We start from the raw sequence: 16,683 nt of genomic DNA on the forward strand, positions 1-16,683 counted from the left end.
TTTGGTAATAAAATAGCCGTCCAATAAGAACGGCTGGAAATAGAAAAGGAACGTCATTTTAGGCGTTCCATAGTCTATAAAATATTCAATTTTTTTTACTGATGTGTTACTCATCAAAATCTCAAATTAAGGTTATTTGACACCAATTTTGACACCAATTTTTTGTATATTGACGATTTTTGATGAAATGTGATAAATTCATAAAACCCGTGAAAAGCCTGTAAATAGGCACTTTACGGCACTCTATGAACTAAGACAAAAGCTACGCTGTAATAACAAGAGGTGAGTGCTAATTTTTTTTATTTTTCCCGACGCTCCTTTTCTCCCTCCCCCCCTAAAAGATTTTTATTCATCGCCGTACACAGCAATAAAATGAATCAGTGCCTCTGTTTCGGAACTGGCATACTTTTTGGCAGATGCTTCCAGCGGCTGTGATTGATATGCTTCAAACGAATCGCCCTCGTCGCGTCCAGATATGTAGCGATTATCATTTAGTTTCCACTTCCTCATTTCTTCAAAATAAGCAGTATTCGCCATTTCCGAATTCCAGTCCATTCGCTCCAGCAGATAATACTCCATTCCATGATAACATTCTTCGCAAATTCCCGTAAAAAATTCTTCTGCTGTCTGAGATGTTAAATGCTCTGGAGCATACCATATTTCGTTCTCTTCATTATTATATAATGCAACGCAATTCGATGATCCTGTCTCTTTCACATACAGCGGAATTTCGGGAATTCCAAGTCGTTCTGTTTCAAGCCGTACCATCTTCTGCGCTGCAATTGTTCTTTCTTCCAGTGTTTTTTGCCTCCATTCGCTCTCCTTTAAGCTCAGCAGAAATTCTTTATTTTCCTGAAAAATGTTCTCCTGATTCTGGACGAGATTATAGTCCTTTTTTCGTTCGTAAAGTTCTGCCACTCCGGACGGAGACTCAAGCTTCCAATATATCATCATACAAGTCGGTACCATACTCACGCATACTGAAACAAACAGAAATGCGTTTAAGTCACTTCTTTTTAATCTCCAGAATTTTTTCGGAGAATATTTTCGTTTTTTTCTATGTAAATCTCTTAAAACCGTAACAAGAAATATCCCATCCAGCACTGCAAGAAACAACACAATTTTCAGTGAATATTGGGCAAATAAAAACAGCATCAGTATGCTCGGCGGAAATGTATAGAATAAAACTTCATTTGCAGTTCCATCTGCGCAGTAGCTTCGAATGGGTGAGGCCAGCCACAAAATCAGGCACAGCGCATAGGCAAAAAGCATTGTCCCCGACGAAATATGGACGGAACATTCTGTAATATATACCTCAACCTGTTTCACATACATCACATACAAGATACAGATCGGATATAAAATCGAGCTTTTGCTCAACCAGTATGCCGCTGATTTTCTTTCCCGTCTTCTTTTCTGTTCCTCCATATCAGATCCCCCTGATTTTTCTTTTGTTTTATTTGAAATACTTGTATGTTTATTTTAGCGTAATTTTTCGTTTTTGCCTATCCTTCGTTTTTCAGTTGAATCTTTCTGTAAAAACCAAAATTGCGAAACCCTGTTTTGGCAGGACTCCGCAATCTCTTTTTCCTATTTACTTTATGATACATGACGGGCAGCATATTTCATTTTCTGGTTTCCGGCGCATTTCTTAAAATACTGCCGGATCGCATCTTCGTTCATATCGTTTCCGATAAACACAGCCTGGCCGGCGTTTTTCTGTTCTGTGCCGGTGATGCTGTAGCGGTGATCGGCGACATCAAATTGGAGAAACTGGTCTCCGGCTGCGAACTGTCCTTTTGCACGGATGATATTTCCAAACGCTCCGCGAATGATCTGTTCCAGAAAACACCACAGGGTTTCCGGTGCCTCCATTCGGATATTTTCGAAGGAGAAGGTCTCCGGCATCTTTTCGCCGCTCTGCGTATCCTGTACTTCTTTCTCATATCGGCCGCCCAGCAGCAGGCTCTGGTAATCTTCCCGTGTCATCGTGGATGCATAATCCGTGATGATTTTTGCCTGCGGGTTAATTTCCTGCAGAAATTTCTGGATGCGCTGTTTTTCTTCCGCCTGGCATGCTTCTGTTTTGGAAACAATGATCGTATCCGCGCTTCGGATCTGATCCTGATACAGCTCGGGATATTCCGCCATATAGCGGCGGTAACTGTAAACATCCACAATAGTGACCGGCGAGAGAAGCTGAATTCTCTCGTACTCGATCTGACGCAGATTTTCTATAATCCGGGCGAGACTTCCGACACCTGTCGGTTCTACGATCAGGTATTCCGGGTCTACCACATTGGCAATGGTCAGCACGGATGCTGCAAAATCCTTTTTCCCGATGCAGCAGATGCACTGCTCTGTCATTTCCCATACATTTTTCTGCGTTCCCTGCCGGTTCTGGCCAAGACGTACGCCGTCGATTCCTGCGGCTCCATATTCATTTTCCAGTATGGCAAACCGCTGATCGACGTTCCTGGCCAGCCGTTTGATAAATGTTGTTTTTCCCGCGCCCAAAAAGCCGGATACGATCAATATTTTCATACGTTTCCTTTTTCAGTCAAATTTTCAAATCATCAGTCAGCCAATTTAACGACTGGTTTGATTAAATCCTTCGGTTTATCTCTCATGAGGAACAGTGCTCCTTCCAGATGATCCCATCCATCAAACACATGTGTGGACAGCGGGCTGACATCCAGCTTGCCTGCCGAAACAAGAGCTCCCAGTTTTTCCATGCGGAGTCTTCCGCCAGGCATCAGGCCTCCGTTAATCTGTTTGTGACCCATTCCAACGCCCCACTCTACACGCGGAATATCAATGTTGTCACCGGATCCAAGATAGTTTACATTTCCGATCTTTCCGCCCGGTTTCAGGCATTTTACTGCTTCTGCAAAGGTTTCTACACCACCGCCGGCGATGACTACTTTATCAACACCTTTTCCATCTGTCATATCAAGTACCTGCTGGAAAATCGGTCCGTTCTTGTAGCTGACAAAATCCGTTGCGCCGTATTTTTTTGCCGCTTCTACGCAGACCGGTCTCGTTCCGACAGCAATGATTCTCGATGCGCCGCGCATATTCGTTCCGGCTACCGACATCAGACCAACTGGTCCGATTCCGATGACAAGAACTGTATCACCAAACTGTACATCGGCAAGCTCTACGCCGTGGAATCCGGTCGGCACCATATCGGAAAGCATGCACGCGTCGACAACATTGATGTTTTTCGGAAGCAGCGCAAGGTTTCCATCGGCATCATTTACATGAAAGAATTCAGAAAAGACACCATCTTTGAAGTTGGAGAATTTCCAGCCTGCCAGCATTCCGCCGGAGTGCATGGAATAACCAGCCTGTGCTTCCAGAGAATTCCAGTCCGGAGTGATGGCCGGCACAAGAACCCGGTCTCCCGGTTTGAAATCTTTTACGAGCTCTCCGACTTCCACAACCTCTGCACAGCACTCATGGCCCAGAATCATGTTATGACGGTCACCGATGGCCCCTTCCCATAAAGTGTGGACATCTGATGTGCAGATGGCAACTGCCAGTGGACGGCAAATGGCATCCATCGGCCCGCATTTCGGGCGTTCTTTCTCGATCCATCCGGATTCACCGATTTTCAGCATTGCATAACCTTTCATATCTTTTGCTCTCCTTTCAGATTGTTAATGATTTATCGATTCCTATGATTCGAATATATCACTAATAGGTTACTAATTCAACAGAAAAGTCACGGAATATCGTAGAATATTCCGTGACTTTTTTATAGCTTTTGCACAATAGATTACTTATAGATACTTTTTATCAAATTCTGTACCGACCGCATTCCCATACCGAAACGGCTACAGCCGGCTTTCTGCATTTCCTGTATAGTTTCCAGACTGCGGATTCCACCGGCGGCCTTGATCTGAATGCGACCGGCGGCTTCACGGCTCATGATTCGAACCTGCTCCACGGTGGAAGGACAGCCGGGATACCATCCGGTGCTCGTCTTTACATAATCCGCACGGCCTTCCACACACAGATCCACTGCCTGGCAGATTTCCTGCTCCGTCAGCTGCGGTGCCTCGATGATCACCTTAAAAATCGCCGAAGGCACCTGCTCCCGGATGGCCAGAAGTTCTTCTTTTACATAAGAAAATTCGTGGCTTCTGAACGCCGTAAGATTCATCACCATGTCGATTTCCCGGCAGCCAGCCTCCCACAGTTCTTTTGCCTGCCGCTTCTTCTGTCCGGTCGTATCTCCGCCGCCCGGAAAGCTTACCACGCCTCCCGCATGGATTTCTCTGGTGTCCTGCAGCCGTTCTGCCACATGGGCGCTGAACGCCGGCAAGGTAAACACAGCAGCCAGACGATATTTCTTTGCCAGCTCCACCATCGCATCAATTTCATCCATTGTATGAAATGCCTGTACACAGCTGATATCAATCTGCCGCATCAGTTTCTTCTGTTCTTCTGTCTCATCGCTCATTTACTCCGTCCTTTTCCCGAAATCTCCACCTCGTACTTGCTTCCGATGATCCGCACGTGGTCAATGCTCACCGGCCGGTTCTGCCAGTAGGTGACTCTGTGCACCACAAGAAGCGCATCCTTCGGCTCCGTTTTCAGAACCTGGGCTTCCATAAAGGTCGCGGATTTCGCTGAAATTCTGTCTCGTGTCTCATCAATCTGCAAGCCGAATTTCTCCTCCAGAAACTGATACAGCGCTACAAACTGATTCTCATACGCCTCGATGCCAGGGACTTTCGCATATTCGATATAATTTTCCATCAGCGTAACAGGCTCTTCATCCGCAAGCTGCAGCCGCTGAATCCTCGCCACGCTGGTTCCCTCCGGAATTTCCAGTTCATCGGCGAGCTGTTTGTCCGCCGAAATGATGTCGATCATCATATCTGACGTCGTTACCCGATATCCTTTTTTCATCAGGGATTCCGTGACCGATGTGACCTTGTTATAATTCTGAATTGCCTTATGATTCAGCACCCTCGTTCCAGAACCCTGGCGAACCTCAACCAGTCCCTCCTGCACCAGTATCTTTACTGCATTCCGTACCGTAGTACGGCTGACCTGATAGATTTTCTCCAGTTCACACTCCTTCGGCAGAAATCCCCCGACAGGATATGTTCCCTTATTGATCTCGTTTTTCAGTCTGCTGTAAACCTTCACATAAGCCGGTGCATTTTTCATCTTCTTCCCCTCCCGTGAAATATCAATATCCGCTTTTTGATCCTTTTTGCAGTATACCATATTTTGACGGCACAATCGAGTCCCAAAGAAGAGTTCCTGTTTTCTGCTTTGTCACCGACACATACTCTGCCAGACGCACAGAAAAAAGGCAGACGCATGTCATTTCTTTATGACTCACGTCTGCTCTGCATGAATCTTCTTTTTTCTGCTGTCTGCGAAATACTTCCATTCTCCAGAAGCAAATCTCTCTTTCTGCGGTGTAAATTTTTGTTACAAATTTTTTATTGTTCTTTTCTATTTTTTCGTATCAAACCGCATCACCGCCATGTGCACCACGTACGGCACCAAGATGACCGGGATTGCCAGGTATGCCAGGATGCTGTACGCCTTCTGGATCAGCGTCAGCAGACCAAACTGTGCGATGAGGAAGTCTGCGATGCAGCAAGCGAGGGCGGCGAGGATCTGGGTGCGGCTGATTTTGCCTGCGGTTTCTGTTCTGCTGCTTCGTTCAGCGAGACCGGCGTGGATTCGTTTGACCATGGCGGCAACCATGTTGACGGCTGTGGATACGGCACCGAGGATGATCAGTACGGAAATCAGCGGTGTCATGAATTTACTGCCGACGCCCTGCTGAACCATAAATAATGTCGGGACGCTCTGCTGGATCATTTCCGGGTTCTGGTATACGGTCATGATTCCGAGGACGACCATGATCATCAGAAGGGCATTTAATACGGCACCGACTGCCATGCTCTTTCCGGCATCCTGCGGTTCTTCGAAGGACTTGGCATGCTGGACGAAGACTGCGACATTGGCAAGCTGGAAGGTTCCGTAGAGGAATGCGGCGTACAGGGCTTTGCCGAATGGGAGGTCTGCGGTTTTCATGGTGTTTACAGTATCGCCGATCTTTCCGGCTCCGGCGATGATGTTCGGGACGTAGACGATCAGCAGACCGGCAATAATGCAGATGGACAGCACTGACGCTACTTTCCGCACCAGATCCGTTCCGAATACCGAAACGACGAAAATAATTTTCCAGTTTCATAACGATTCTCCCTTCTTCCTAACAAGCAAAAGGGCATACTGACCTTCTGTTGGTCAATACGCCCTTGTATCTCCGATGTGCTTTAGTATATCACAGTTTTAACGCGAATGCACTCAATTTTAAGCAAAACGCAAAAAATCCCGGGATTTTTCTCTCCCGGGATCTGAAAATTCTTACTATGTAATTCTTTTTTAAACCACACGTCTTACCGCAAGAATCGTGGTATACGCTGCGTTGCTACTGATCTTGATACCGTCGCGCTCATTGCTTGCGTGTACGATTGCACCGCCGCCGATGTAGATGGCTACGTGGCCGCTGTAGCAGATAATATCGCCCGGCTGAGCCTCTGCATAAGATACACCGCGTCCTACACCACGCAGTGCACTGGAGGAATGCGGAAGGTCGTATCCGAAGTGTGCGTAAACGCTCATGATAAAACCAGAGCAGTCAGCTCCGTTGGTAAGGCTTGTGCCGCCCCATACGTATGGATTTCCAATAAACTGTGTTGCATAGGATACGATGGCACTTCCGGTTGCGCTTCCGGTGCTGCTGGAGCTGCTGGAATCATCCGAGCTGCTGGTATCGCTGGACGAAGAATCATCGTAAGAGCTTCCTCCGTTAGACGGTGTTGTTGTCGTGGTGGAGCTTCCTGTGCTGGACGGTGTGTTGTCTGCCGTTGTTGTATTATTTGCAGCACTGCTTGCGGCTGCTTCTGCTGCTGCCTGTCTTGCTGCTTCTGCCTGGCGGGCTGCCTCGGCTGCTTCTGCTGCCTGACGGGCCTCTTCGGCTTTTCTTGCTGCCTCTTCGGCTGCAATCTCCTCCTGGATCTGCTGGATCTTTGCGTTCTGCTCTGCCAGTACTGCGTTGTACTGTGCAGCCATGTCGTTCAGGTCTGCGATCTGGTTTTCGTAGTCATCGGAAACGGCTTTTTTCTGCTCAAGCATTGCCTCAAGGGACTGCTGCTGTGCTTCCTGCTCTGCCTCACTAGCTTCGAGATCTGCTTTTTCATCTGCAAGCTGATTGCTGTAGTCTGTTACCTGCTGTACAAGATCCATGTACTCCTGCAGACACTCTCTGTCGTATTTGTATAACTTCTGGGTGTACTCAGCCTGGTTGAGAATGCTGCTTAAATCTTTTCCCTCCAGAAGAAGTGCTGCCCAGCCGTTGTCTCCGCCGCTCTCATAAAGGAACTGGATTCGTTTTTTCATCAGCTCGTACTGCTCGTCCTCTTCAGCCTGGGACTGTGCCAGTTTTTCCTGTGTTGTTTCAATTTCTGTCTGTTTCTCTGCAATTTCATTTTTCAGATTTTCCACGGATGCCATGGTTACGACAAGCTGTGCGTCCAGGTCATCAATCTCGCCGGTAATCTGATTCTTTTTGGTTTCCAGATCGTCGATTTCTGCTTTTGCGTTGTCAAGCTGTGCGCTGGTCTCTGCCTGTGCTGCCTGCTGCTGCTGTAACTGCTCCTGTTTCGAGGCGCTTACTGTCATTACCTGAGCTGCACTTACGATCACTGCTAAACTTAAGGCAAGAAATTTTTTTCTCATTCTTTCACTCCCAAATTGATTCGTTGTATGTAGGTTTCTTTGTTTCAGGTTTCCCTGTTTCTTAGAAATTCAATTATTCTGTAACAATTTTGAAATATTTTTCCCAATTCTTTTACATAATATCACAATTCACAAATGGATGCAAGGAAAAATATCCCGACTTTTTGTAAACAATTCGTGAACAGTAACGATACATGTTATTTTACCTTCTGTACACTCACACAACTCAATTTGTATTGATCCGGCGAGGAAAGCGCATCGCCGTCAGGGATTGAAAAGTCCTCTGCGGAGAATTTCGCACAGAGTGCCCGGTACTGATCCTCTGTAAAGTACGGCACCGCATCCTGATTCCATTCCAGACTGATTTCCTGATCGGTCACGCCGCGCGTTACAATTTTCCCGCCTTCAAAATCCTTTTGTTTCATTTCTTTTAACGCATTGTAAACTGCAGTTCCATAATCCAGACGTACTTTCAACACGGCATTGGCGTACTCCTCCACGCCGCCGTTTGCGATCAGTGCTCCGCCTGCCGCAGATGCTGCTGCGCCAAGTACATTCTGATACGATGCACCGTCCGAGAAGAGAATCTGTCCGCCCTCACCATACCAGCTTTTGATTTTTTCCAAATACGACGGTGATACGCTGCTGCTTTTCCGATACGTATAATCCAGCGTGATGCTGTTTTCTCCAAGTCCCAGATCCGCAGCGGCCGTCTCTGCACCGAGTGCATAACCTGTCCCGTACTTTGTTCCGTTCTCTTCGTTTTTCTGTCCGATATAGCCCAGGTGCGTGTAGCCGGCCTGTACTGCCGCATATCCTGCCAGGTAGCCGGCCTCTGATACATCAATTTCCAGGCTTTCTGTATTTCCGCGGAGACGGCTGCGGCCGCTCTCACTGACCGGTTCTGCCTCCAGCAGCAGAAAACGGACATCCTTCCAGTCGCGCTGTGCATCGTAAACGGCGCGGCTCATGCTCGTTCCGGCACAGACGATAACGGATGCTCCCTTCTGCGCCGCCTCTTTGATGGTGTTTTCATAGTCCTCTGTTGTCCGTCCTGCCGGAACACTTGCTTCATATTTCAGACCGCTCTCGTCTCCATACTGCGCAAGACCGTTCCATGCTGACTGATACACGGCATCGGAAGCTACCTCACTGCCGTCGGTTACCAGCACCAGATCCACTGGTTCCGTCTTTTCTTTTCCGCAGCCGCCCAGCAGCAGCAACGACACTACGCCAAGACAGAGCGCCCATTTCCAGCTCTTTCGCATGTTTACTCCCCTTGTATTTTTATTTTCCAAATTTTTTCTTTTGTATTTCTGATCTGCGTCTTTCACGCACCTTCTAGTATAGACAATTCCAGCGCAAAAAGAAAGAGAGAATACACGAACTACAAAGTTTTTTTGTATTCTCTCTTATTTTTTATAGAAGATATTTTACTGGAACAGATCGTTCAGGATTTCTGCCGGTTTCTTCCTGCGGTAGCCTTCACTGTCACTTAAGATACTGCTGCTCCAGGTGAAATGATTCACACCGGTCAGATAGGACCGGTCAAGAACTTTTACACCATACCGCTCATACGCAACCGGATAATACATTTTCATGTATTCATTTGCCAGCTCAATAGCTTCACTGTTAATGCTTCCTGTTGAAGAAACGGTTCCGCCAAGCTGAATATACGGCGGTGTCGCATGAATGACAACCACGCTGCCGTCCGAGCACTGGCCAATGACAATCCAGACATGACCGCTCTTGCTGACCACATCACCCGGCGTAAATTTCTGGGATGTATCGCCTGTCACGCAGGTTCCCCAGCCTTTTCTTGCAAAGTAGGCCGGCATTCCAGTGGAGGTTGTCGTTGCATACTCTTTCGTCACCTGATGTGCGGTCCATCCGACATAGCCGGAACAGTCAAGACCTTTTCCGTACTCATACAGATGATCGGAATAGTTGTAGGTGGAATTCTGTGTATTGAAGAATTGTTTCCACTGCGCATTGACGCCGTAACTCTCTGCCTCTGCGTCTGTGTGGCCGCCTCCCCAGATATACAGGGTGTTTCCAAGCGGAAGCAGTGCATTTTTCAGAAAGTTCCGTACGGTGCGGACACCGATCTGCGCGGACGGTTCAAATCCGTCCGGACTCTGTACCAGCTTGCCGTCCTCATCGAACACATACGTTTTTCCGTCGATCACCTGTTTTCCGGTTATCATGCCGCCCCAGTTTCGGAAATAGTATGTATTTCCGCCAATCGACTGCCAGCCGATTGCCATTTTCGAGTCAGATCCAAGGTAATAGAGGTTATTATCATAGGTAATAAACGCATTCTTGTACATGCCGCCCCAGCTTCTCGGATAATAATAGTTATAATCCCAGTATACCCAGCCGCTTGTCGCCATAACGCCGTTTTTGTCTACATAATAATAGTTTCCGTCGTACTGAAACAGCTCGTCATCTCTTCTGGTTCCATTGGCATTGATCCAGTAATGCGTTCCGTCCAGAAGCAGCCAGCCCGTATGGCTTGTGCCGTCCTCATCGAAATAATACGTTTTTCCGCCGTTCTGCACCCAGCCGGTGGCAAATGTTCCATCTGAATTGGCATAGTATGTTTTACCGCCGATGGTAAATGTCTGATCATGGTACAGACCGCCCCAGCTCTGGAATGCGTATTTTGTTCCGCCGATGGTATGAATTCCGGTGTACATGCCGCCCCAGCTTCGGAAATAGTAGCGGTTTTTGTCGTAGGTGATCCATTCAGACGATGCCATCGTACCGTCTTCTTTCATCCAGTACCAGTTGTTGTCATATTTCACCCAGCCGGTCTGAAGCGACGTATCCTTGTTGATCCAGTAATACGTTCCGTTGGTCAGATACCAGCCCTCTTTTGTAATCTGCTCGCCGTCTTCCAGAAAATAGTATTTCTTTCCATTGATATCGCAGACACCTGTATAGAAGGTTCCGTCATCCTTTGCCCAGTATTTCTTTCCCTGCCAGGTAAAAGATTCGTTATGGTAAACGCCGCCCCAGCTGTGGAAATAATATCTTGCTCCGTCAACCTCTTTCATTCCGGTGTACATCACACCGTCACCATCAAAATAGTATCGGTTGTTGTCATACGTGATCCATTCAGATGCAGCACGTGTGCCGTCCGCTTTCAGCCAGTACCATTTGCCTTCCAGCTTCAGCCAGCCGGTCTGAACAGAACCATCCTGATTAATCCAGTAAGTCTGATCTCCCAGCTGAACCCAGCCGGTCTGGCTGGCATGATAGATCGATCCGTCATTCTGCGCTATGTAGGTTTTCCCTTTTACGGTAAAGAAGGTGTTTCGATATACACCACCCCAGCTCTGGAAATAATACTCGTTTCCTCCGATGCTCTGGAAACCGTTTTTATAAATGCCGCCCCAGCTCCGGAAGTAATACAGATTGTTGTTGATTTCTTTCCAGCCGGATGTCATCATGACACCATTATCATCAAACCAGTACCAGTTATCATCGTACAGCAGCCAGCCGGTCTGCAGGACGCCGTCTTCTCTTACCCAATAATATGATGTGCCTTTTTTCAGCCAGCCTTTTTGTGTGATCTGCGCTCCCGTAGTATCATCAAATGCGCAGAGATCACCATGTCCATTCATTGTTCTGACTATTCCACGGGCAACGATACCATTTTCCTGTACATAATACATTTTTCCGCTGATGCTGAGATACACATTTCTCTGAATGCCGCCCCAGCTCTGGAAATAATAAAGGTTTCCATCTACTTCCTGAAAACCATTTTTATAGATTGCTCCGTCTCCCTTGGCATAATAAAGATTATTATCGTATGTGAACCAGCTGTTTTCTGCCATGCGGCCGTTCCGGTCCGGATCCAGCCAGTACCAGTTTCCATTCCGGTAAAGCCATCCTGTTTTCAGCTGTCCGTTCTCATAAAAATACCAGCCGCTGTCGCCTGCCTTAACCCAGCCATTCTGACTGGCCCGCACAGCAGCACCGCTGTCCTGTGAAGCCTGTGTCTGCGTTTCACTCTGTATCCCGCTCTGCTGATCCTCTGTCTCCACAGACTGGTCCATCACCGTGCTGCTCCCCACAGCACTCGCGGAAACAGTCGTCGGATGTACGCTGAGCATCAGCACCATAAAAAGTGTACCGCCCAGAAGACTTCTCAATTTTTTCTTCGATGTCATTGGCAAGTAACTCCCTTACTATATTATATCTGCTTTTCTCTCCATGTTATCATTAGAAATTATATTATCTTTTGTAATATTTTGCAATAAAAACGTAAAAAAAGAGACATTCACGAAGGAATGTCTCTTTTTTTCTGTGTTTTATTTCACGCTTTATTCTGTCTTTTCAAGACAATATCCTGTGTTATTAGAACAATCCTGTAATCTTTCCAGTAGCGTCTACATCGATACGCTCTGCTGCCGGAACTTTCGGCAGACCTGGCATGGTCATGATGTCACCGGTCAGGGCTACGATGAAGCCTGCACCAGCGGAGATTTTCAGGTTACGTACGGTAACTTCGAATCCGGTCGGTGCGCCGAGTTTGGTCTGATCATCGGTCAGGCTGTACTGGGTTTTTGCCATACAGATCGGGCAGTTGCCAAATCCGAGAGCCTCTAACTGTTTTGCCTGTTTCTGTGCATTTGCGGTCAGGACAACTCTGCTTCCGCCGTAGATCTTCTGAACGATGGCGTTCAGTTTCTCTTCGATGGAGCCTTCCAGATCGTATGCATAGGTGAAATCGTTCGGCTGCTCGCAAAGACGGACAACTTCTTCTGCCAGGGCTACGCCGCCCTCGCCGCCTTTTGCCCATACCTCGGACAGAACAACGTTGACACCGAGCTCTTTGCATTTCTCCTCAACCAGCTTCAGCTCTGCTTCGGTATCGGTCGGGAATGCGTTGATAGCAACGACACATGGCAGTTTGTATACGTTTGTGATGTTGCTTACGTGTTTCAGAAGGTTCGGCATACCTTTCTCCAGAGCTTCCAGGTTCTCGCCGTTCAGTTCTGCTTTCGGAACGCCGCCGTTGTATTTCAGGGCACGAACAGTTGCTACGACTACAACTGCATTCGGTTTCAGGCCTGCCATACGGCATTTGATGTCGAGGAATTTCTCAGCACCAAGGTCAGCACCGAAGCCTGCCTCTGTGATAGTGTAATCTGCTAATTTCAGGCACATTTTGGTTGCTGTTACAGAGTTGCAGCCGTGTGCGATGTTTGCGAATGGTCCGCCGTGAACGATAGCCGGAGTTCCTTCCAGAGTCTGTACCAGGTTTGGTTTCAGGGCATCCTTCAAGAGTGCTGCCATAGCGCCCTGCGCATGCAGATCTCCTGCTGTTACCGGTTTCTGCTCGGATACTTTTCCGTAGGTATATCCGATGATAATTCTGGAAAGTCTTTCTTTCAGATCTGAGATGTCGCTTGCCAGACACAGAACTGCCATGATCTCAGATGCTACCGTGATATCGTAGCCGTCTTCTCTCGGCATTCCGTTTGTCTTTCCGCCAAGGCCGTCTACTACATTACGAAGCTGACGGTCATTCATATCTACGCATCGTTTCCAGGTGATCTTTCTCGGATCGATATTCAGAGCGTTTCCCTGGAAAATGTGGTTGTCGATCATAGCTGCCAGCAGGTTGTTTGCTGCACCGATTGCATGGAAGTCACCGGTGAAGTGAAGGTTGATATCTTCCATTGGAACAACCTGTGCGTATCCGCCGCCTGCTGCTCCGCCTTTTACACCGAAGACCGGTCCAAGAGATGGCTCGCGAAGTGCAACCATTGCTTTTTTACCGATTCTGGAAAGTCCGTCTACCAGACCTACAGAAGTTGTTGTTTTTCCTTCTCCTGCCGGTGTCGGATTGATGGCTGTAACGAGGATCAGTTTTCCATCCTCCGCATTGGTGTCTTTTAACAGGTTGTAATCAATTTTTGCTTTGTACTTTCCGTACTGCTCCAGATATTTGTCATCAATACCTGCTTTTTCTGCGATCGCTGTGATCGGCTGCATGGTACATTCCTGTGCAATTTCAATGTCTGATTTGTAACCCATTGTTTTAAAATCCCCTTTCTTTTTTCCGCTTTGTCCGCCGATTGATAGCCATATTTTACCATGTTTTGTAAGATGATTCAATTGATAATTATTTATTTCACAATCTTTATACGTTTTGTACCAAAAAATGCAGAAAATTCCGCCAAAAGGCGGAGCGACACAATTCTGCATTAAAAAAAGAAGGATTCCCGGCTTTTTGCTGCCGAAAATCCTTCTCTTTTTTATTTTTTAAGAATACTGCGACTCATCCACCTCAAACGGTTCGTCGCACGGTCCTTCGAGGAGGCGGTAGCTGCCCTGTGTGGAGAAGTAATACCATTTTCCGTCGATCAGTTTCCATCCTTTTACGGCGTAGCCGTTTGCGTCAATGTAGTATCTCTGCTCGGTGTCGTTTGCATAGCGGTGCGGGTTCAGGGAAACCCATTCGCTTTTGGCCCAGCGGTCTTCGTCTTCGATGTAGAACCTCCAGCCCTCATCGGTTTTGGTCCAGATGGAGGTTACCTGCTCTTCCATTTTTTCGAAGAATTTGGATTTCTGGGAGAGATCATCATTGAGCTGGTCGAAAGTCAGCTTCTCTGCAAGCGTCTGTTCACCTGAAAACAGGTTCGTTCCAAGACCGAGGCGGTCACCCTCGATGGTAGCTCCGAGACTTGCGATGGTGGTCGGGAACATGTCCATGGTGGTGAAACTTCTGTTTTTCTCCTGCTGCGGCTGGATCGGAGAGTTGATAATCACGTTGTATACGGTTCTGATGTAGTCCGGATCAATGTTCTCACAGAAATCGGAATCCATCGTCAGATGGTCGCCAGAAATTACGATCGTTGTGTTCTCGTAGAAATCCTGCTGCTGAATCCAGGAAACGAACTCGGTGACCTGCTTGCTGGAGCAGTGCAGAACCATTCCGTATTGGTTGTCACCGTCGTTTTCTTCATCGCAGAGCTCACACGGATAGCCATCCTCAAAATGGGTGTCTGCGGTCAGCATGGTGAAGTTGAACGGCTCTCCCTCTGCTGCGATTTCGGTCAGACGGTCTTTGGCAAAGGAAAAGAGTTTTTCATCCTCATAGCCCCACCATTCGTAATATCCTTCCGGGATCAGGCCTTTTTCCATAGCCCAGTTGTAATCGTCTACTTCGTAGTCGCCGTGCTCTTTAAAGTACTCTTCCCGGCCGCCGAACTGTCCGATTGAACCGATGAAGAAATACTGCTTGTAGCCTTCATCCGCCAGGACATCACCCAGGGTATTGATTTCCGGGAAGAAGCTGGCCTGATATGCCATCTCATTTCGCTGGATTCCGATGCTGAGAGGCAGACCGGAGGTCTGTGCGAAAATTCCGGCAATGGTCCAGGTTGCGTTTACGGTAGGCTGGCCGCCGCCGAGCAGCTCCGAATTGGAAAAACTGATGTTGTCTGCGGCAAGCTGGGTCAGCTCTGGGATATAGTTTTTATCGAATGCTCCGCCGGAGGCTTTGTCTGCGTAGGTGCTCTCCATGGATTCCAGATAGAGATAGATCAGATTTCGTTTCTGTTCCGGGAACGTGATATTCACGCGGTCCGGATCTACGTAGTTGTCTTCTACCACGGTATTGTACGTGCTCTGATTTTTCAGATAATCTTTTACGTCCAGTGCTGCCCACACGTCATTGATGGAATAGACGATGCTGGCGGCTCCTGCCGCGATACAGATCATCCCGAACGCCACATGGGCTTTGCGTTTTTCCCGAAGAAAAATGCTGACCAGAATCAGAAGGATGAGTGCTGCCGCTGCGATCAGCGCACTTGAGCAGACATAACTCATCAGAAGATCATGGCTGGTTCCGGCAATCGGGGCCTTTAACTGGTAAACAAGCTCTTCCATGCTCAGATTCGGCCATGTTTTCCGCATCCAGCGCTCGGACGTAAACAGCAGCACGCCAAGCGTTCCGATCAACACTGCAAACACAGCCAGCAGAATGCGCCCTGCTTTTTTCGTTTTTTTCTGTTTCTTGTGTTTCATCTTCCTACCTCCAAAAAGCATTACAGCTTACAAAATCTTAACTTTTCTTTACAATCGCCTTACGTATTATAGCAAAGACCGTTTTAAAAAGATAGAAAATTTTTATAAAATTTTTGCACAAAAAGTGCAGCCAAAAACATATTTTTTGCATGACACATAAAAACCCGCCCGGCACCGCAAATCTCTTCGCGGCCCAAGCGGGTTTTTCATCTCTATTCCGGGAAAGCCTTATCAGCTTGCCTTGTTCTTTCTCTGTTTGATGACCTTCAGTCGTGTGAACTCCTCGCGCTCCTTCTCCTCCAGTGCGTCCGCGATATCCTTGGACAGCTGGGTGTAATGCGGAATCGTGATGTTCTTCAGCGCGTTGGCACGCTTCTGTGTTTTCTTGATTGCCGCAGCAAGGCGGTACGCCGAGTTCTCTATCATGGAAAGGTTTAAGGTCAGGTCTTTTACTTTTTCAAAGGCCTGTCTTGCCTGATCCAGGGACTCCTTCGTGCTGTAGTAAGCATAAGTCGGGGCCTGTCCGGACGGATCAGCCTCTACCAGCGGAATTTCCACGCCCATGATACTCCTTGTCTTGATCCGGATAGATTCCTCCACCGGAACGGTATAGGACACGGTCTGTACGTTGGTGATACCGATCTCCATGTTCGCAATCTGCAGCGCCGCATATGCTTCGCGGAACGTCACATCAATCTGACGCTGAATATCCTTTGCCTCATCGATCAGGCCCATGAGCTCGCGGATCAGAATATTCCGCTTCTTGTCCATCAGCTCGTAACCCATGTGGGCAAGTTTCAGAGAGTTCTTTGCAAGAATCAGGTTTCCCTTGGTAGGAAAGGTATTCGGGTCCATTCCGAT

12 protein-coding genes are annotated in these 16,683 nt (G+C 47.7%); all 12 read right to left on the minus strand.

Annotated features, from left to right (window positions below):
* Positions 1–345: 345 nt before the first annotated feature.
* Complete coding sequence (locus tag DWW13_RS12200) at positions 346–1,428, minus strand: hypothetical protein (RefSeq protein WP_117510090.1); 1,083 nt, start codon at positions 1,426–1,428, stop codon at positions 346–348.
* 171 nt (positions 1,429–1,599) lie between these two features.
* The gene (locus tag DWW13_RS12205; RefSeq protein WP_118720199.1) at positions 1,600–2,544 is read right to left on the minus strand and encodes a CobW family GTP-binding protein; all 945 of its coding nucleotides are present in this window, start codon (positions 2,542–2,544) and stop codon (positions 1,600–1,602) included.
* Between the two features lie 32 nt (positions 2,545–2,576).
* On the minus strand, positions 2,577–3,638 hold the full coding sequence (locus tag DWW13_RS12210) for an NAD(P)-dependent alcohol dehydrogenase (RefSeq protein WP_118720201.1): 1,062 nt from the start codon (positions 3,636–3,638) through the stop codon (positions 2,577–2,579).
* 143 nt (positions 3,639–3,781) lie between these two features.
* Positions 3,782–4,468 (minus strand): deoxyribose-phosphate aldolase, encoded by a 687-nt coding sequence (deoC, locus tag DWW13_RS12215; RefSeq protein WP_055220244.1) that lies wholly within the window; start codon positions 4,466–4,468, stop codon positions 3,782–3,784.
* On the minus strand, positions 4,465–5,184 hold the full coding sequence (locus DWW13_RS12220) for a GntR family transcriptional regulator (RefSeq protein ID WP_022461676.1): 720 nt from the start codon (positions 5,182–5,184) through the stop codon (positions 4,465–4,467). The genes deoC and DWW13_RS12220 overlap by 4 nt, the downstream gene beginning before the upstream one ends.
* 294 nt (positions 5,185–5,478) lie before the next feature.
* Complete coding sequence (locus tag DWW13_RS12230) at positions 5,479–6,180, minus strand: hypothetical protein (protein WP_173815424.1); 702 nt, start codon at positions 6,178–6,180, stop codon at positions 5,479–5,481.
* Positions 6,181–6,420: 240 nt separating this feature from the next.
* Complete coding sequence (locus tag DWW13_RS12235; protein WP_117510092.1) at positions 6,421–7,776, minus strand: C40 family peptidase; 1,356 nt, start codon at positions 7,774–7,776, stop codon at positions 6,421–6,423.
* 197 nt (positions 7,777–7,973) lie between these two features.
* Positions 7,974–9,044, minus strand: coding sequence for a BMP family lipoprotein (locus DWW13_RS12240; RefSeq protein ID WP_147398328.1), 1,071 nt, complete (start codon positions 9,042–9,044; stop codon positions 7,974–7,976).
* A 165-nt stretch (positions 9,045–9,209) separates the two neighbouring features.
* A complete protein-coding gene (locus tag DWW13_RS12245; protein ID WP_118720205.1) occupies positions 9,210–11,954 on the minus strand; it encodes a hypothetical protein in 2,745 nt (914 codons plus the stop codon).
* Positions 11,955–12,141: 187 nt separating this feature from the next.
* A complete protein-coding gene (locus DWW13_RS12250) occupies positions 12,142–13,827 on the minus strand; it encodes a formate--tetrahydrofolate ligase (RefSeq protein WP_118595939.1) in 1,686 nt (561 codons plus the stop codon).
* Between the two features lie 228 nt (positions 13,828–14,055).
* On the minus strand, positions 14,056–15,822 hold the full coding sequence (locus tag DWW13_RS12255; protein WP_118720207.1) for a sulfatase-like hydrolase/transferase: 1,767 nt from the start codon (positions 15,820–15,822) through the stop codon (positions 14,056–14,058).
* Between the two features lie 231 nt (positions 15,823–16,053).
* The gene (locus tag DWW13_RS12260; protein ID WP_022461683.1) at positions 16,054–16,677 is read right to left on the minus strand and encodes a V-type ATP synthase subunit D; all 624 of its coding nucleotides are present in this window, start codon (positions 16,675–16,677) and stop codon (positions 16,054–16,056) included.
* Between the last annotated feature and the right edge of the window lie 6 nt (positions 16,678–16,683).

It is taken from the genome of Blautia sp. AF14-40 (assembly GCF_003479665.1).
Taxonomy (GTDB): Bacteria; Bacillota; Clostridia; order Lachnospirales; family Lachnospiraceae; genus Fusicatenibacter; species Fusicatenibacter saccharivorans.